This window comes from Endozoicomonas sp. ALD068 (genome assembly GCF_049310145.1).
In the GTDB taxonomy this organism is placed as follows: domain Bacteria; phylum Pseudomonadota; class Gammaproteobacteria; order Pseudomonadales; family Endozoicomonadaceae; genus Endozoicomonas_A.
Map to the genome: position 1 here is coordinate 567648 of NZ_JBLYNU010000004.1, position 18149 is coordinate 585796.

Genomic DNA, 18149 nt, shown 5'->3' on the forward strand with positions numbered 1-18149 from the left:
AAAAGTGATTTTCACAGCAGGCAAAGAAGCAACTTAGAATAGACCATGGCTGGCAACCCATACCTTATCTCGCGTGTAAAATCAGTTTTTCACCTGGGGGTATGCATTCCCACGCAGAGCGTGGGAACGAGTTGTATGGCCGTGGACTTTTTTATCATCGCCTCGTCGCCATTCGTAGAAAGTTCCGAGGGTATAGAAGTAAGGAACACTTTCTGCATGGGAAAACGACCATTTAGGTACATTTTCCCTGAAGTATTTTTCCCAGCCATTCTCAAACAGTTTCATGGTGCGATCACGGCGCTCACGGAACTGCAGATAATTTTCCTGTCGAGTCCAGCCATACATCGTGCTATTTGCTTTGATCTGATTTGCATAGGCTTCATCGGTCTCACTAAAACCCTGAGGCGAGGCAATAGCCGTACGTTTCAAATACTCATCGTCCGTTTCACCTTCGCCCCACCAGCGATTAATTTTGTCAAGACTACGTCCAAGAGGTCCGCCCAGCCATTGAGTAAGCATCTTGTTGTCGTTCATAAAAAAGTCGAAAGTGAGACTCGATGCCAGAGCAAACCCGAAGGTTTGTGCATAGGTGAATCCGGATATAAGACTATGAGCGTATGCTCCGATAGTGGCTACCGGTCCCAGCACAAGACCAGTGGTGGCAGAAGCCAGAGTTTTCACTTTCTGTGGCGTCGCCCTGTGCAGCAGCGGTACCTGAATCCCTTGTCCGGACCCCATGGACTTCACTATTTCGGGCGCCAGGCGGAGAATGCTGCGATACATCTGCGGGTTGGCGTTGTGCTGTCTGGTAAACAGCGCAGAGCCGGTTTTCAACAGAATGACTGAGGACGCGGTTTTACCCAATGGCATGGCCAGTCCGCCCACTTCAGAGATTTGTTCAATGCCACTGTGATAGGCATATTGGCTGGTTCGGTCAAGATCAACACCATAGCGTTCCAACCAGTGCTGAAAAGGTGTCAGCATCCGGTGCAGGTAATCCCCCCTGTTGGTCAGGTCCAGAAGATACAGGAACGACATGTTTGAGAGGGAGAGCGCTCTGGCCTGCCAGGCAGTATGGCTTACCAGTAGCGGTTTGTAGCTGGAGAAGTACCAGGTGACAGCCTGTACCAGAAAAGCTGAAGGTTTGACCCAGTCATCATTGAGCTGCTGCTCAACCGCTGCGGCGTGAGCCTGTATCAACGTGCCATGGATAGCCTTGATCAGTTCTGATTCAGAAAGTCCGGCCGCATTGGCATAAGGTGTCAGGGTATCCTGAACATTGGCCAGAAACGCTGCCGTCCTGCGGCCATTATCAAAGGCAATATCGTCAAGAACATAGTTGGCGATGACCGCAACTGCGTACTCTTTCATACCGGCAACCGACTCTTTCATTGCTGCCGGGCCAATCGCAGTCACGGACACTGGTGTAAAGGCACTGTGCATGAATTCCTCAGCACCTTTGTCGGACAGCATCCGGACAACAGCCTTGAAGTGAGGGACATTGACGCCCTGTTTGTAGCCAAGGAAATGTTCAAATTCGTCCACTGTCTGATAACCATCAATTCCTCTGACGGCCTTTATGTAGTTTCCAAGTTCAATCTTGCTGATCAGTCCTTCACGCAGCAGAGCCATGATCTTGTTGCCACTGGCAGAACGGGCGGCGAAGTATTCCGAGAAGCCTTTCAAATCCCCTGGTTCATGCCCGACAAAGTGAATGGCTCTTTCGCCCATGCCGCGTATTTCGTCGTCGTATTGTCGAGCCCCGGTTTTCATCTCATTCCTGGCCCTGGCTGCCAGAGTCTGGACTTGTTCAATGAGATTCTGAGGCTGACTTTCTAAAGGCTCAACAGGGGAGGGCGGGAAGCTCGCCTTCAGGTTTTTGAAAACTTCCACAATCCGGCTGGCCTGGTTAAACGTCAGATCGTCTCCGACCTCTGCCTGCAAGCGCATCGGTGCAAATTCATCGTCAAAATCGAAAGTTACAAGGTCTGGTATCAGCTTACCGCTGTTTACTGCTGATTCTGTCAGGCCGATTGCGGCATCCAGCGCTTGTTGCCGGAGAGACTGCTGCTGCGTGAAGGTGTTTATAGCGGCCAGAACATTGACCTGTCCCGGCGAGAACTGGAAGGGGCCACCATCATTTTCGACAGCTTCCTGTGCAGCCTTCAGGGTTTCCTTCATTCTCTCAAGGTCTGCTTGTCTGTTTTTAATCTCCCTTTCCAGACGAACCTGTTCCTTGGTCAGTTGCTCGATTTTTCCGCCGGTGCCATCATGTCCACCCAGTTGTATCTGTTTGTTTCTCAGGGCATTAATCCGTTGTTCATTGGTGTCAGCAGGATCTGGTGTAAGACCCACGGCTTTTTCAGCAGCGCCAAGAAGTGCTTCCTGATTCGCCAGAGCCTTTTTCGCAACGGATACATCTTCACTTTTCTGATCCAGAACTGAATCCAGCATAGCTATTTCGTTCTTATGGACGGTTTTAGCCTGCTTAGCGGTGTTTTCAGGGTTGCTAAACAGCTTTTTTTTTCGATCCAGATTCTCCTGTGCAACAGCTTCTTCAAGCAGTGCAAGAGCCACTTCTGCACTTTTCCTGTCGTGTTCATGGAGGAATTTTGTGACCCGATTGTAGTTTTTCCTGGTCAAAGGCAGTTCACCCTCAACTGCATGGTTTTCATCACGACCACAGGTTTTTTCAGAGGCTGTATTGGCACTAAAGTAATCAGCTTCTTCCGGTAAACCGAGCTCACCTTTTATTCGCAGGTTCATGGCTTTTGTGGTTTTCTCAATGACTTCATCGCGTTTTTCTGCACTGCATCCACTCAGGAAGTATTTGATGTCGTCTACTCGCTCTTTGAAGGTTTGCTCATTATCTGTAGCCAGTCCCAACTCAGTCTGAATATCCTTCATTGCCTGATTGAGGGATGTGTCGCCTTCATCCGGAACAGTTTGGAGGTCAGTATGGCTCTGGGCGAATACCCAATTTGTGCTACGAATAGCATCCAGTTTTTGACGAGCAGCTTCCTGCTCACTTTCAGCGTCTTGTACTGCTTGTCTGGCTACTGCAAGCTCACGATCAAGAACGTATCTTGGTTTAGGTCCCAGGCGAGCTATTTGCCTGTCAAGCTCATTTTCAATGGCTTCTGTACGATCATAAATATTAGGCCAACTCATCATGCAAATTTCTTCATCCAGCTCCCGAAGTCTGTCTTCAATGAGGCAAGCCTGTTCATCCTCAGAGGCATCATCTTTATAGTCCTCGATGCACAGAAGACGAGCAATTTCATTGTGTGTCTCTCTTGTGAGATCCTCATTGTCGAAGAGGTTGTTTAGTTCTTCCTTTAATGCCAGAATTTTGCCTCTCAGGGCATCCTTCTGGTCATTCAGGCTGGCTCCTTCTTCAAATTCCACTTTTAGATCCGAAGCCAGTTCAGCAATAAAATCCATGTCTCTTCTTCTGGCAGCAGGATTTTCACTTGTGTCAATGTTCAGCTCTTCCTCTATGGCTTCAAGCATCTTTCTCTCTTCTCTTATGGTGCGTTCATCCAGATCCGGGATTTCGATATAAAAGGAAAGACGCCCTTTAAGTTTCTCGAGTTTTCTTTCCCATTTTTCCCTCACAGGTGGGATGTCTTCTTGCCAGAGGGTATCTTCTATCTCATCCACCATGGATTCTGAGAAATCACCTGTGTCCAGTTTTGTAAAAATCCTCTCAAGCCTTGCTGCTGTGTGATCATCTTTGTTGACATCGATTTTGAATATTTCTTCTACTTTTTCCAGTATTGCCAGAGCCTCTTTCTCTGCCTTCTGCCTGAATTTTGCCATGTATAACTCCATTTCCATAGGAATGGCGTTACGACGTTTATACACATCGTCCTCGCCATTGAGGTCATCCATCTTCAGGGCTTTTTCCAGGGCAGCCAGTTTAGCAAGTACTTCAGGCTTGACTCCGGGGTGGCCCGGGGGCTGACCTATTTCTTCTTCCAGGTCAGCAAGCCTGAGCAGCCTGGAATGTACTGCCAATTCCAGGGCTTTGAGACCTTCTGGTGTGATGTCATCACTCAGCTCAACACCGGGCATCGCTGCCAGAACACCTTTTTTGGCCCGATTGTAAACATCCTCTGGGTCTGGTTGCTCACTCGTTGACGGAACTTTCTGAAGCAGGAGCTCATATTGAGCATACATTGTCTTAATTTGTTGACGCTGACGTTCATCCCGGGCTTTCATTGTCGTAAGTTTTTTAAGCAGTTGTTCCTGTTGAGCGTCAACATTTGTATCGCTGTCAAAATCCTGAATGTTTAAATGTGCGGCAATAGTTCTATAACGGGCTTTGATTTCAGCATCTGTTCTGGTGCCCTGCTGCTGACGAAGGTGTTGAGCGACCAATGCTTGCTGTTGCCCGAGCTGTTGCTTAATGATCTGTCGACGGACTTCGGGGTCCTTTTCGTTGTCTGAGGCCAGACCGAGCTTACTTTCCAAGTCAGTCAGTGATTTCTGAATGGCCACATTGTTCAGTTTTTCCTTTTGTTGCAGCTGTTGTTGAATGGACTGATAGTAGGTATCCAGATCATCTTCATTGTTCAAAGTAATGTCTAACCTGCTTTTAATGGGCGCCAGTCTTGCTTTTACAGCTTCTTCCCATGGCTGTCCTGTTGCGGCATTTCTTTCGTCAGGAGATGTTTTGATTTCAAGAATTTTCTCCCTGATGATTCTTTCTTGTTCCTCCAGTGGCCGGGTATCGTCCCAGTGATCAGTACCCAGCTCTGCTGCCAGTTGAGTGTTGATATCTACTCTTGCTTTTGCTGCGGCATCACGAAGGTTTTTGTCAATCGTTGGAAGTAGATTGACCAGGTGCTGAAGTTGCTGTAGATGACTTTTCTTTGCTTCCAGTTTTTGTTGATATTGACGCTGAAAATGTGGCTGTTGACCCACCTTGGCCAGTCTTAGCAGAAGGTGCATTCGAATGATCTTTTGACGGGCCGCCGGGTCATCTTTCTTAGTTGGAGCCAGACCGAGCTGACCTTCGATTATCGTCAGTTTATCCCCGAATAACTCACCAGTCTGGTCTGGATGTTGTTGCAGATGCTTCAGAATGAGATCAGTGCGACCACCCAGATCGTCTTCATTGTCTGAAACAATGCCGAGCTGGCCTTCAATCGCTGCCAGTGTTTTTTTTGCAGCTTGCTCCGGAGTCAATTCTGTGCCGATAAATGTTGCCGCCACCGACTGGTTTATTTCATCAATTTTCTTGCTGAGGAGTCTGGCTTGTTCTTCTGATGACCAGGTATCATCCCAGTCATCAACACCCAGTGCTGCAGCTATATGAGCGTGGCGAGCTTTTGTGACATCTGCTGAAGAATCAGTGACTTGTTCTGCGGTCAGTTCGGCCTCTTTTGCCCGCAGCTTTTCCAGCGTTCTTACCGTCTCAAGCATCTGTGTGGCAATGTCGCCCACAACTTTTTGGGAAAATTTTGTGCCTTTGCCAAGCGCAACCGCGTTTATCATTTCGGTGACATAGGGCATCAGGCTCTGAATATTCTGAATAAAATTATGGTGAGTCAGAAGATTTTTAAGGACGGGTTTGAAGCTGAAGTTTTTTATGAGTTGAAACTGCACCCAGGTGGGCGTGATGACTGATGAAGCCTCCCTGATGTGCCCTGTTGCGAATTCAAATTCATCGGTTTCATCTGGAGTAGCACTGGTTAATGCCTGCTGAAGAGATTCGTAGTAGGTAAGCTTCGACAGTTTATCCAGGTCAAGTCCGGCATCTTGCTGTGTGGCCAACCCGGCAGCAAGCTCTTCCAGCAGCGCCATCTGCCTGCTTCTGATCACGTACTGGTAGTTTTTGATTCTGGCTTTTTTAACTTCTGCAGTGAGTTCTTGAACACTATATACATCCCATAATTCATAGTGGCTTTCGACAAAAGCGATATCGGTCGGATTCTGTTTCTGACCACGGAAAATAATGATCTCCTCCGAAGCCTGTTCCACTTCCAGCTTTGGATAATCAGCAGGCACAGGATAAGCCTTTGTGTCATCCTCGACGTGGACAACATAGCCGACAGGTTTATGGTATGACAATAGTTCATTCAGAGCTTCATACTGTAATTCTTCCCCCAGAACATGAACCTGGGTATAGGCAGTGGTGGCTGCTGCGAAAAGCGCCTCATCATTGACAAAGAGCGATTGACCCAGGTGCTGCAGTTCAGGAGATTGGTCGCCTGCAGCGACAAGACGCATAAAGGTGCGCCCGTCCACTTTCACTTGCTCGACTTCAATACTGGCAAGATGAACGAAGTCATTACTTGCGCCAAGGTTTCCCGCTCTTTCATTGGCGCCTTTCAGCACTCCGGCCAGGTGTTCGGGACGGGCGATTTTTGTCAAAGGTTCTAAATGCAGGTCGTTACCTGATTGAGCACGAACAGTTGCAACTGAGTCAGGATCGATCATCCCGATTCTGACTTCAATGAGCAGTAGGTTGCTTTCAAGGCAATGAGTGAACCTGAAGACTTCCTCATTAGCGACCTTCAGAACTTTGGTGTATTTCTGAGCAACGCTATTCTCGTCTGTTTCAAATTGATCAACACTGGAAACGCTGCCTTCGATGCCGGAAAGAACGTCTGTGAAGCCCCTGGAAGGAACGTCGTAGCCAGCCCTGGCCTGATCCTGATCGGGGTAAGTGGTTGTAAAGGACTTGGGTATTGGCTGCTGGTCATCACCTAAAGTTGGCCGAACCATAACCTCGCTCTGGATAAACTTCACATGTCCATTGTCCGGAAAATCGACAGATTTTGTCTGTAGCCTGCGATCGGCCAGTGCCTGTGTAGCAATGATCGAAGAACTGATTGCAATGGCCGCTGCAAGGCTCAATGCATCGGGGCGAGCAGTTGTCATTCTTCTACCTCAGAGCTGAGTATTTTTATCACCGTGAAAAGAGATTGCTGGCAGGCGAGGAAGTAATTTTTAAAATCGCTCATTCCTGTTCCGGCATGAAACGTTCACCAGACCTGTCATGTTGGTCTGCCAGGGTTGCAGGTGGAAGGCTTAATTGAGAGGCACTTCTCTAATTATGACCGTGAACTCTCTGATCATCGCCCTTTTGCAAACCGTAAAAAGCTCCAAGAGTGTAGAAGTAAGGAATACTTTCTGCATGGGAGAATGACCATCTGGGGACATTTTCCATGAAGTATTGCTCCCAGCCATTGTCAAACAGTTTCATGGTGCGATCACGGCGTTCACGGAACTGCAGATAATTTTCCTGTCGAGTCCAGCCAGGTATCGTGTTGTTGGTCTTTACACGGTTTGCATAGGCTTCATCGGTTTCACTGAAGCCTTGAGGTGAAGCAATAGCCGTACGTTGCAAATATCTATCTTGCGTCTCCCCCAGGCCTGTCCAGCGATTAATCTTGTCAAGACTCCGGCCCAGAGGCCCGCCCAGCCATTGAGTGAGCATTTTGTTGTCGTTCATAAAAAAGTCGAAAGTGAGACTAGACGCCAGGGCGAATCCGAAGGTTTGTGCATAGGTGAACCCGGATATAAGTCCGTGGACGTATGCTCCGACAGTGGCGACCGGACCCAGTACCAGGCCGGTGGTGGCTGAAGCCAGGGTTTTCACTTTTTGTGGAGTCATCCTGTGCAGCAGTGGTATCTGAACTCCCTGTCCTGAACCCATGGATTTCACTATTTTCGGCACCAGCCGGGAAATGCTGCGATAACTATGAGGATTGGCATTGTGCTGTCGGGCAAATAACATAGAGCCGGTTTTCAATAGAATGACTGAGGACGCGGCTTTACCCAATGGCATGGCCAGCCCGCCCACTTCAGCGATTTGTTCAATGCCATTGTGGCAGGCATATTGCCCGGTTCGGTCAGGATCAACACTGAAGTGTTCTAGCCACTGCCGGAAAGGTGTCAGCATCCGGTGCAGGTAATCACCCCTGTTGGTCAGATCCAGAAGATAGAGGAACGACATGTTTGAAAGAGACTGCTCGGCAGCCTGCAAGGTTGTATGGGTCGCCAGTAGCGGTTTGTAGCTGGAGTAATACCAGGTCACAGCCTGTACCAGGAAGGCGGACGGTTTGACCCAGTAATCGGACAGCTGTCGTTCAACTGCTGTGGTGTGAGCCTGTATTAATGTGTTGTGGATAGCTTTGATCAGGTCTGACTCAGACAGGCCAGCGGCATTGGCGTAAGGTGTCAGGGTTTCCTGAATATTGCCCAGAAATGCTGCCGTTCTGCGGCCATTGTCAAAAGCAATATCATCAAGAACATAGTTGGCGATGACTGCAGCTGCATACTCTTTCATGTCGGCAACAGATTCTTTCATACCCGCCGGGCCAGTGGCAGTGAGGGGCACAGGGTTAAAGGCCATCTGCATGAATTCCTCAGCACCTCTGTCGGACAGCATCTGGATAATGCTATTGAAGTGAGGCAAATTGACGCGGTGTTTGTAGCCCAGGAAATGTTCAAATTCATCCACTGTCTGATAACCATCGACACCTCTGACGGCCTTCATGTAGTTCTCGAGTTCAACCTTGCTGATCAGACCTTCACGCAGCAGAGCGATGATCCTGTTAGCACTGGCATAGCGGGCAGCCAGGTAGTCCGGGAAGCTGTTCAGGTCTCCCGGTTCATAGTTGACGTAGTGAATGGCTGTTTTGGCCATGCCGTGAATTTCGTCGTCGTATTGTTTAGCTCCGCTTTGCAGCTCATGCCTGGCGCTGTTTACCAGCTGCTGGATTATTTTCAGGACATTCGAAGGCTGATTTTCCAAAGGCTCAAAAAGGGGGGCCGGGAAGGTCTTCTTCAGACTCTTGAAAATTTTCACAATCCGATTGGCCTGATCAAAGGTCAGAGCGTCTCCGACCAATGCCCGCAGGTGAACCGGCGCAAATTCTTCGCCAAAATCGAAAGTCGTAAAGTCGGGTATGGCCTCACCGCTTTGCAGGGCTAATTCTGCCAGACCCATGGCGGCTTCCAGGGCCTGTTTCTTGAGTGAGTGCTGCTGCGTGAAGGTGTGGATAGCGTCCAGAACTTCTGCCTGCTCCGGCGTGTACTGGAAGGGGCCGTCATCATTTTCGACGGCTCTCCCGGCTGCCTCAAGGGCATCTTTCATTCTCTCAATGTCTGCTTTCCTGACTTCAATCTCAGCTTTCAGACGGGCCTGTTCCCGGGTCTTGCTGCCAGTACTGTCATCACCGTCCGGTTGTAACATAGCCTCCAGTTTTTGATGAGCAGTTTCCAGCTCACTTTCAGCTTCTTCTATTACCCGACTGGCTCTGGCTAGCTCACGATCAAGAACGAATCGGGGTTTAGGTCCCAGGTGAGCCATGTGCTTGTCAAGCTCATCTTCTATGGCTGCGATACGCTCATTAACGGTAGGCTGACCGGCAAGGTAAACTTCATCATTCAGCTCTCGGAGTTTTAGTCCAATCAGACTTTGCTGGTAGATGAGATCTTCATCTTCTTCATAACCCTCGATGTTGAGTGGACGAGCAATTTCATTGTTTGTATCTTTTCTGGAACCTCTATTGTCACAGAAGCCTTCTACTATGTCCCTTAATGCCCGGATTTTTTCTCTCACGGCATTCTTCTGGTCATCCAGGCTGGTATCTTTTTTTAATTCCAGTTTCAGATCATCGGCCAGTTTAGCAACGAAATGCTTGCCTCTTTCTATAGCAGCAGTGTTTTCCCTGATGTCGATGTTCAGCTTGTTCTCTACAGCTCTAAGTATCTCTTTCTGTTCTTCTATGGCTCGCTCATCCACTTCTTCGACAAAAAAGGCGAGAGTCCCATCAATTCCCTCGACTTTTACTCCTCTTATTTGGTACATAGCATCTTCCCAGATGGAATTACCTTTCAGCGTTTTTTCAGTGATTTCATCGTCCTTAAGCCTGGCACGAATCCTGTCAACTCTTTCTGTGTTGTCATCACCTTCATTGGCTTTTATGTTGACTGCTTCTTCTAATTCTTCCAGTATCTCCAGTGCCTCTTTCTCTGCCGCCTGACTGGCCTTTGTCATAGATGTCTGAATTGCCTTGGAAATGGCGTCACGACGGTAATAGACATCGCCCTTACTATTGAGGTCATCCATCTCCAGGGCTTTTTCCACGGCCGCCAGCTTCTCAAGTACTAACGGCATGGCTTTGGGGTGGCCTGGTGTTCTGATGTCTGCCAGTTCCTGTTTCAAATCTGCAAGACTCTGATGCATTGCTTCTATCTGTGGAATGTGTTTTGCCAATGAGTCGTCTTTACTCATTACGATACGCAAAATCGCTGCGATACCGTCTTGCATGAATTTGACGTCGGGTTTTTTCATACCGCCATCATCATTCAGTGTCTGGATTTTCTGAAGCAAACTTTCTTGAATCGGGTTGAGTGGAGCATTCGTTGACTGCAGTTTGTTAAGCAGGTGTTTTTGTTCGTCATTCAGTCTATAAGCATGCTGTATTTCGGCAGTCAGTGACTCAATTCTCTGAAGCAGATGGTCTTCTTGAACGTCAATGTCTGCGTTGTTATCAAAATCCTTAATGTTTAAATGAATAGCGAGGGTTGCATAACGGGCTTTTATTTCAGCTTCGCTGTCAGCCTCTTTTCTGGTGCTCTGTTGCTGAAGGTGTTGGGTCTGGTGGCGGGCTTGCAGATCAGCTTTGTTGATTGGGGCGAGCTGACTTTTAATGGAAGCCGGATCACAGATATCATCAATTTTCTTCAAGAGGCTTTCGACTTGTTCAACTTCTGGTTGGGTGTCATCCCAGTCATCCATGCCAAGTTTTGTTGCTATTTTAGAATGGCGAGCATTTATGGCTTTTAAATTGGCATTAGAAACTTGTTGTTCCAGCAGAGGGAATTGCCTGACCTCCTGCATAAGTGTCTTTACCAGAGTTTTCTGATCTTGCAGCTTAGCAAGAGTCCATGCATGTTTAGCCTTAACTTTCTGATAAATTTGTTGCCATTCCAGTTTTTTCTCATCACTGGCATCGGCTCTATCCGATTCAATCTCTAATTTATATTTGAGCACGAGGAGCTCGGCTTCTGCACTATATAGTTCATCCAGCTTGCTGAACATCTCAGCCATCTGTCTGGCCCTTTCACCCAGAACTTTGGAAACAAACTGTTCGTCGTCGTATAAACCGTCAGTCTTTAATTTGACGACAACGGGTATATGATCGACAATCTTCTGAACAAAATGCTGATTAGTCAGAAGATCTCTGAGTACGGGTTTGAAGCCGAAATGTTTTTCAAGTTGATTGTGCATCCAGATGGGTGTAATGAACGACGAAGCGACTCTGAGGTCTTCCAGTGTGACTTCAAACTCCCTTATTCTATGTTTTTTATCTGGAGTGGCACTGACCAATGCCTGATCGAGAGATTCATAGAATGCAAGCGCACGCATCGCCCGTTTATCATTGTTTGAAAGTGTCGTCGGTTGATCCTGATTGAATACAGCATTCTGCCGCGCAGCAAACTCCTCCAGCACTGTCATCTGCCTGCTTCGAATGACGTACTGGTAGGCTCTGACCTGATGGGTTTTAACTTTTGTTAATACTGCAGGGGAGGGTAGGGGACCCTCAGCTTCCTGCCATAGGTCATAGAGCTTTTCTACAAAAACGACATCATCCGGATTCAGCCTCTGACCATGGAAAACAATCACCTCCCCCGGAGCTTCTGCTACTTCCAGCTTCGGATAACCCACAGGCACAGGATAAGCCCGTGAGCCATCCTTGACGTGTACAACGTAGCCAACGGGTTTGTTGTGTGCCAGCAGTTCATTAAGAGCTTGCTGTTGTAACGCTTCTCCCAGGACATGAACCTGGATATAGGCAGAAGTCGCTGCTGCCAGGAGAGCATCATCATTGACAAAGAGTGAATGGCCCAGACGCTTCAGTTCAGGTGGCCGATCACCCCCTGAGACAAGACGCATGAAGGTACGCCCACCCACTAAAACCTTGTCTACTTCAATGCTGGCCAGGGTAACATAGTGATCACTTTTGCCCAGGTTTCCCGCTCTCTTCTCAGCACCTTCCAGCAGCCAGAGCAGTTGCGCGGATCTGGCGATTTTCGTTAACGGTTCCAATGATTCCATGCCAGTCAATTGAAAACGGACAGCCGCAACTGAATCCGGATCGGTCATTCCGCTTCTGACTTCAATGACCAGTTCTTTTTCTTCAAGATTATGGGTAAACCTGAAGATTTCCTCATCACCCAGCTTCAGGACTTTGGTGTATTTCTGAGCAACGTCATTTTCGCCTGTTTCAAACAGATCAACACTGGAAACACCCCCACAGAAATGAGAAGCAAAACCTATAAAACTTTTAGCCGGCATGGCATAGCCTGCACTGACATCAGTGTAATAAGAGTAGGTGGTCGTAAAAGATCCGGGTATTGGCTGCTGGTCATCACCTAACGTTGGCCGAACAATGATCTCACTCTGGGTAAACTCCACATGTTCATTGTCTTTAATATCGACAGCTTTTGTCTGCAGCCTGCGATCGGCCAGTGTCTGGGTACTAATGATGAAAGAACTGATCGCAACAGCCACTGCAAGGCTTAATGCATTGGGACAAAACTTACTCATTCTACTACCTCAGAGCTGAGAATTTTTATAACGGTGAGCTGTGATTGCCATTGCAGGCGAAGAAGCGACTTTTAATCGCTCGTGGCCGTCAGAGGGCCACGTTTGCAGGTAGAAATATTTCTCTTAATGATCATGAACTTTCTGAATATCGCCTTTTTGCCACTCATAGAAGGCACCCAGAGTGTAGGAGTAAGTGACGCTTTCTGCATGGGAGAACGACCATTTAGGTACATTTTCCCTGAAGTATTTTTCCCAACCATTGTCAAACAGTTTCATGGTGCGATCACGGCGTTCACGAAACTGCAGATAATTTTCGTGTCGAGTCCAGCCATACATACTGTTGTTTGCTTTAACACGACTAGCGTATTCTTCATCCGTTTCACTAAAGCCTTGTGGCAAAGCAATAGCGGTACGTTGCAAATACTCATCGTCCGTTTCACCCACGCCCCGCCAGCGATTAATTTTGTCAAGACTACGTCCAAGAGGTCCACCCAGCCATTGAGTGAGCATCTTGTTGTCGTTCATAAAAAAGTCGAAAGCGAGACTCGACGCCAGTGCGAATCCGAAGGTTTGAGCGTAGGTGAATCCAGATATAAGACTATGAGCGTATGCTCCAACAGTAGCTACCGGACCCAGCACGAGTCCGGCGGTGGCAGAAGCCAGAGTTTTCACTTTTTGTGGCGTCGCCCTGTGCAGCAGCGCTACCTGAATCCCTTGTCCGGACCCCATGGACTTCACTATTTCGGGCACCAGACGGACAATGCTGCGATACCTGTGTGGGTTGGCGTTGACCTGTCTGGCAAACAGCATAGAGCCGGTTTTCAGCAGAATGACTGAGGACGCGGCTTTGCCCAATGGCATGGCCAGTCCGCCCACTTCAGAGATTTGTTCAATACCCCTGTGGTAGGCATATTGCCCGGTTCGGTCAAGATCAACACTATAGCGTTCCAGCCAGTGCTGGAAAGGTGTCAGCATTCTGTGCAGATAATCCCCCCTGTTGGTAAGGTCCAGCAGATAGAGGTACGACATGTTCGAGAGGGACAGCGCGTTAGCCTGCGAGACAGTGTGAGTCGCCAGTAGCGGTTTGTAGCTGGAGAAGTACCAGGTGACAGCCTGTACCAGGAAGGCTGAAGGTTTGACCCAGTATTCCTTTAGCTGCCACTCAACTGTTGCGGCATGAGCCTGCATCAGGGTGTCATGGATAGCCTTGATCAGGTCTGATTCAGACAGGCCGGCAGCACTGGCATAAGGTGTCAGGGTGTCCTGAATATTAGTCAGGAAGGCTGCCGTCCTGCGGCCATTTTCAAAGGCAATATCGTCAAGCACGTAGTTGGCGACGACTGCGGCTGCGTACTCCTTCATGCCGACAATCGACTCTTTCATACCCGCCGGGCCTGTTGCCGTTACGGTCACAGGAGCAAAGACACTTTGCATGAATGCCTCGGCACTCTCATCGGACAGCATCTGGACAACCTTCCTGAATTCAGGCACCTTGACGCCGTGTTTATTACCAAGGAAGTGCTCAAATTCAGCCACTGTCTGATAACCGCCGACACCTCTGACGGTCTTCATATAGTTTTCAAGTTCAACCTTGCTGATCAGGCCTTCACGAAGCAAAACCATGATTTTGTTACCACTGGCAGAACGGGTAGCGAAGTATTCAGAGAAGCTTTTGAGGTCCTCCGGTTCATGCTCAATGAAGTGAATGGCTCTTTTTCCCATACCACGAATTTCGTCGTCGTATTGTTGAGCGCCTTTGCCGATCTCATTTCTGGCCTTGTACACCAGTCTCTGGATTTCTATCAGGGCACCCTGATGCCAATCGACTTTCGTCCTCAGGCTCTTGAAGATTGCCACAATCCGACTGGCCTGATTAAACATCAGATTGTCTCCGGCCATTGCCTGCAAGCGAATCGGTGCAAATTCATCGCCAAAATCGAAAGTTGTAATGTCGCGTATTACCTTACCGCTTTTTGCCGCTGACTCTGCCAGAGCTATTCCGGCTTCCAGAGCTTGTTGCATGAAAGGGTGCTGCTGTATGAAGGCTTCCATAGCGGCCCGAACTTCTGCCTGTTCCGGCGTGTACTGGAAGGAACCGCCGTCATTTTCGACGGCTTTCTCTGCAGCCCTGAGGACTTCCCTCATTCTCTCAATGTTTGCTTTTCTGGTTTCAATCTCACCTTTCAGACGGGTTGATTCCTGATTTGCTGGTGCAGCAGCCCCTCCAGGCATTGCATCGGTTTCATCCATACCTTCCCTGTCGTGCTCACGCAGGAATTCTGTGATCTGAACGTATTTTTTTCTGGCTAACGGCAGTTCACCCGATGCGTTATCGACTTCATTGTGACCATGAGCAGCCAGCCTGCGATAAACTGTCTCTAGCTCAGCTATAGCGTCTTCTATCTCCCGTTTGGCAGTGGCTACCTCTCGATCAAGAACGTATCTGGGTTTAGGACCCATTTGAGCCATTTGCCAGTCAAGCTCATTCTCAATGGCTGCAATGCGCTCGTTAACGTCAGGCAGACCTGCATTCATAACTGCTTCATCCAGCTGTCCGAGTTTTTTTTCAATCAGACTGTTCTGGTCGTCGATAATGGCATCTTCTTCATAATCCTCAATGTTGAGTTGATAAGCCATGTCATTGTTTCTGGCTCTTCTGACACCTTCGTCGTCGCCGGTCTGGTATAGCTCTTCTATTAATGCCTCAATTTTTTCTCTTAGTGCCTCACTCTGTTCAGCAAGGCTGTCATCCTCTGCAAATGCTACATTCAGATCTCGGGCCAGTTTAGCAGTGAAAGCCTTGCCTCTTTCCCAGGCAGCAAGATTTTCACGAGGATGGATGTACAGCTTTTTCTCTACAGCTTGAAGCAGACCTGTCTGTCGTTTTTTGACTTGCTTATCAAGGTACGAATCTTCGACTTTATAGTTAAGAATTGCACAAAGCTTCCTGATTCTGAGATCCTTCTTGTTCAGGGCTGTGCTTTCTTCTTGCCACAGGGCCTGATCTATCTGATCCAGCAAGTGTTCAGGAAGATCTTCGCTGTCAAGTATTGCATGAACCCGGGCAAGTCTTGCTATCTGGCCGTCCTCTTCATAGCTTTTTAGGTTGAGTGCTTTTTCTGCGGCTTCCAGCAGGTCGGCCCGTTGTTTTCTGGCAGGCTTATTCGGGTCGGGGTTTTCGGCTTTATAGTGAAGGTTCGCATGAAGCTTGATGAGTTTGAGATCCTTCATGTCCAGCATTCTGCGTTCACGGTACAAGATAATGGTTTCTATCCCAAACAAAATTCTGTCCAGTATCCTGTTTGAGAGATCACCCTTGTTAAGTACTTTAACAATCCTGGTGAGTCTTGTTTTACTGTAATCCTCTTCATTGGCTTTGATGTTGAGTTCTTTTTCAACCACATCCAGCATGTCCCGGGCCTCTTCCTCTGCCCTCTGTCTGGCGTCTTTGATATATTTCTGGATGTCTTCAGAAATGTACTGACGATGAAGATAGACATCGTCGTTTTGATCAAAATCAGGCATTTTCAGAGCTTTGTGCACGGCACTCAGTGTCTCAATGACTTCAGACCTGATCCTGGGATAGTCTGGTGTTCTGATGTCATCCAGTTCTTTTTTCAGAGCAACTTTTCTGGCACTGATTTGAGAATCTACTAAATTGATCTGAGCCTTCGCTGCCTGAAGACTGCGAATCAGTTGTCCTTCTTGCTCATTCAATGCCTTGTATTTCAGAAGCAGAAGCTCTTGCGGAACGTCAATATCCTCATTGCTATCAAAATTCTCAATGTTTGCAAATCGGGCTTTGCCTGCAACTTCTTTTTCAGCCACTTCGTCAAACTGTTCTGTTACGGCCTCCGCCTGGTGGGTGTCATGAATTTTTAATTTTTCGTTTAGCTCGGCGAGTTGTGCCTCTTTTGCCTGTTTTTCTGCCAGTGCGCAGTCAAATTCAACCCGCTGCCTGAGTGACATGTCGTTGATGACTTTTGAGGCAAACTGTTCGTCTTCACCGGGATTAGCGACCTGCGCCCGGTAGTTATCGCTGATATCGGGGATCTCTTTCTGAATATTCTTAACTAAGTGCGGGTTACTCAGAATATTTCTGAGTATGGGGTTGAAGCCGAAGTTTTTCAGGAGATGATCATAGATCCAGAATGGCGTGATGAGCGACGAAGCGACTCTGATGTGTCCTAACGTTAATTCAAATTCATCGCCATTATCCGGACTGGCACTGATCAATGCCTGCTGGAGAGATTCATAGTATGCAAGCATACACAGTTGAAGCTCCAGCACTATTTCGTTAAATTCAGCACCGGGATTTGCAGCCATGGCCTCGAGCAATTCCATCTGCCTGTTTCGAGTGACGTACAGGTAGCTTTTGACCTTGTCTTTTTTTACCTGTGTTGATACATCAGGGGGAGGGTCGGCATAAAAAACAGGTTCATACCAGTGCTCATAGAGTCCTCTTACAACGGCGATCTCGGTCGGATTCTCCTTCTGACCACGGAAAACAATCTTCTCCCCCGAAGCTTCAGTCACTTCCAGTTTTGGATAACCGATAGGCACCGGGTAAACCTGCCTGTCATCCTCAACGTGTACGATATAGCCGACGGGTTTATGGTACGACAACAGTTTGTTGAGAGCTTTATGTTGTAAATCTTCCCCCAGAATATGAACCTGAGCATAAGCAGAAGTGGCTGCTGCCAAAAGCGCCTCATCATTGACAAACAGCGATTGCCCCAGACGCTGGAGTTCAGGGGGGTGATCGCCCGAAGCAATAAGACGCATGAAGGTGCGCCCGTTCACTGCAACTTTTTTTACTTCAATGGTGGCAAGGGAAACATAGTTATCGCTTGCGCCAAGGTTTCCAGCTCTGCCATGGGCAGCTCTCAGCACTGCGGCCAATTGCTCGGGACTGGCGACTTTCGTTAAGGGTTCTAATGGCTGGATATTGCCTGATTGAGAACGAACTGCCGCAATTGAATCCTGGTCGGTCATACCGCCTCTGACTTCAATGACCAGTTCATATTCTTCAAGGTTATGGGTGAACCTGAAGATCCCTTCATCACCCACCTTCAGGATTTTGGTGTATTTCTGAGCAACGTCATTTTCGTCGGTTTCAAACAGATCAACACTGGAAACACCACCCTCAATGCTGGAAAGAACATCCGTAAAGCCTTCAGAAGGAACCTCATAGCCCGCTCTTGCCTGAGTCTGATCGGGGTAAGTGGTTGTAAAGGATTTAGGTATTGGCTGCTGGTCATGACCTAAAGTTGGCCGAACCATAACCTCACTATGAGTAAACTCCTCATGACTGATGCTCGAAACATCGACAGATTTTGTCTGCAGCCTGCGATCGGCCAGCGCCTGTGTAGCAAGGATGGAAGAGCTGATTGCTACGGCCACTGCCAGGCTAAATGCATTGAGGGGAGCAGTTGTCATTCTACTACCTCAGAGCTGAGTGTTTTTATTGCCGTGAAAAGAGGTTGCTTCACCGTGCGGGGAAGCAACTTTTAAAATCGCTCATGGCTATTCCGGCAAGCTGAAAGGTTCACCAGCCACAGTGGTCTGCTGAGGT

General features: G+C 48.2%; 3 protein-coding genes. All 3 read right to left on the reverse strand.

What is annotated here, in order from left to right; genetic code table 11:
• Positions 1-81: 81 nt before the first annotated feature.
• The gene (locus ACO6V5_RS01790; RefSeq protein WP_422409621.1) at positions 82-6891 is read right to left on the reverse strand and encodes a hypothetical protein; all 6810 of its coding nucleotides are present in this window, start codon (positions 6889-6891) and stop codon (positions 82-84) included.
• 169 nt (positions 6892-7060) lie between these two features.
• A complete protein-coding gene (locus tag ACO6V5_RS01795; RefSeq protein ID WP_422409619.1) occupies positions 7061-12574 on the reverse strand; it encodes a hypothetical protein in 5514 nt (1837 codons plus the stop codon).
• A gap of 123 nt (positions 12575-12697) precedes the next feature.
• Positions 12698-18013 (reverse strand): hypothetical protein, encoded by a 5316-nt coding sequence (locus ACO6V5_RS01800; RefSeq protein ID WP_422409617.1) that lies wholly within the window; start codon positions 18011-18013, stop codon positions 12698-12700.
• Positions 18014-18149 lie beyond the last annotated feature (136 nt).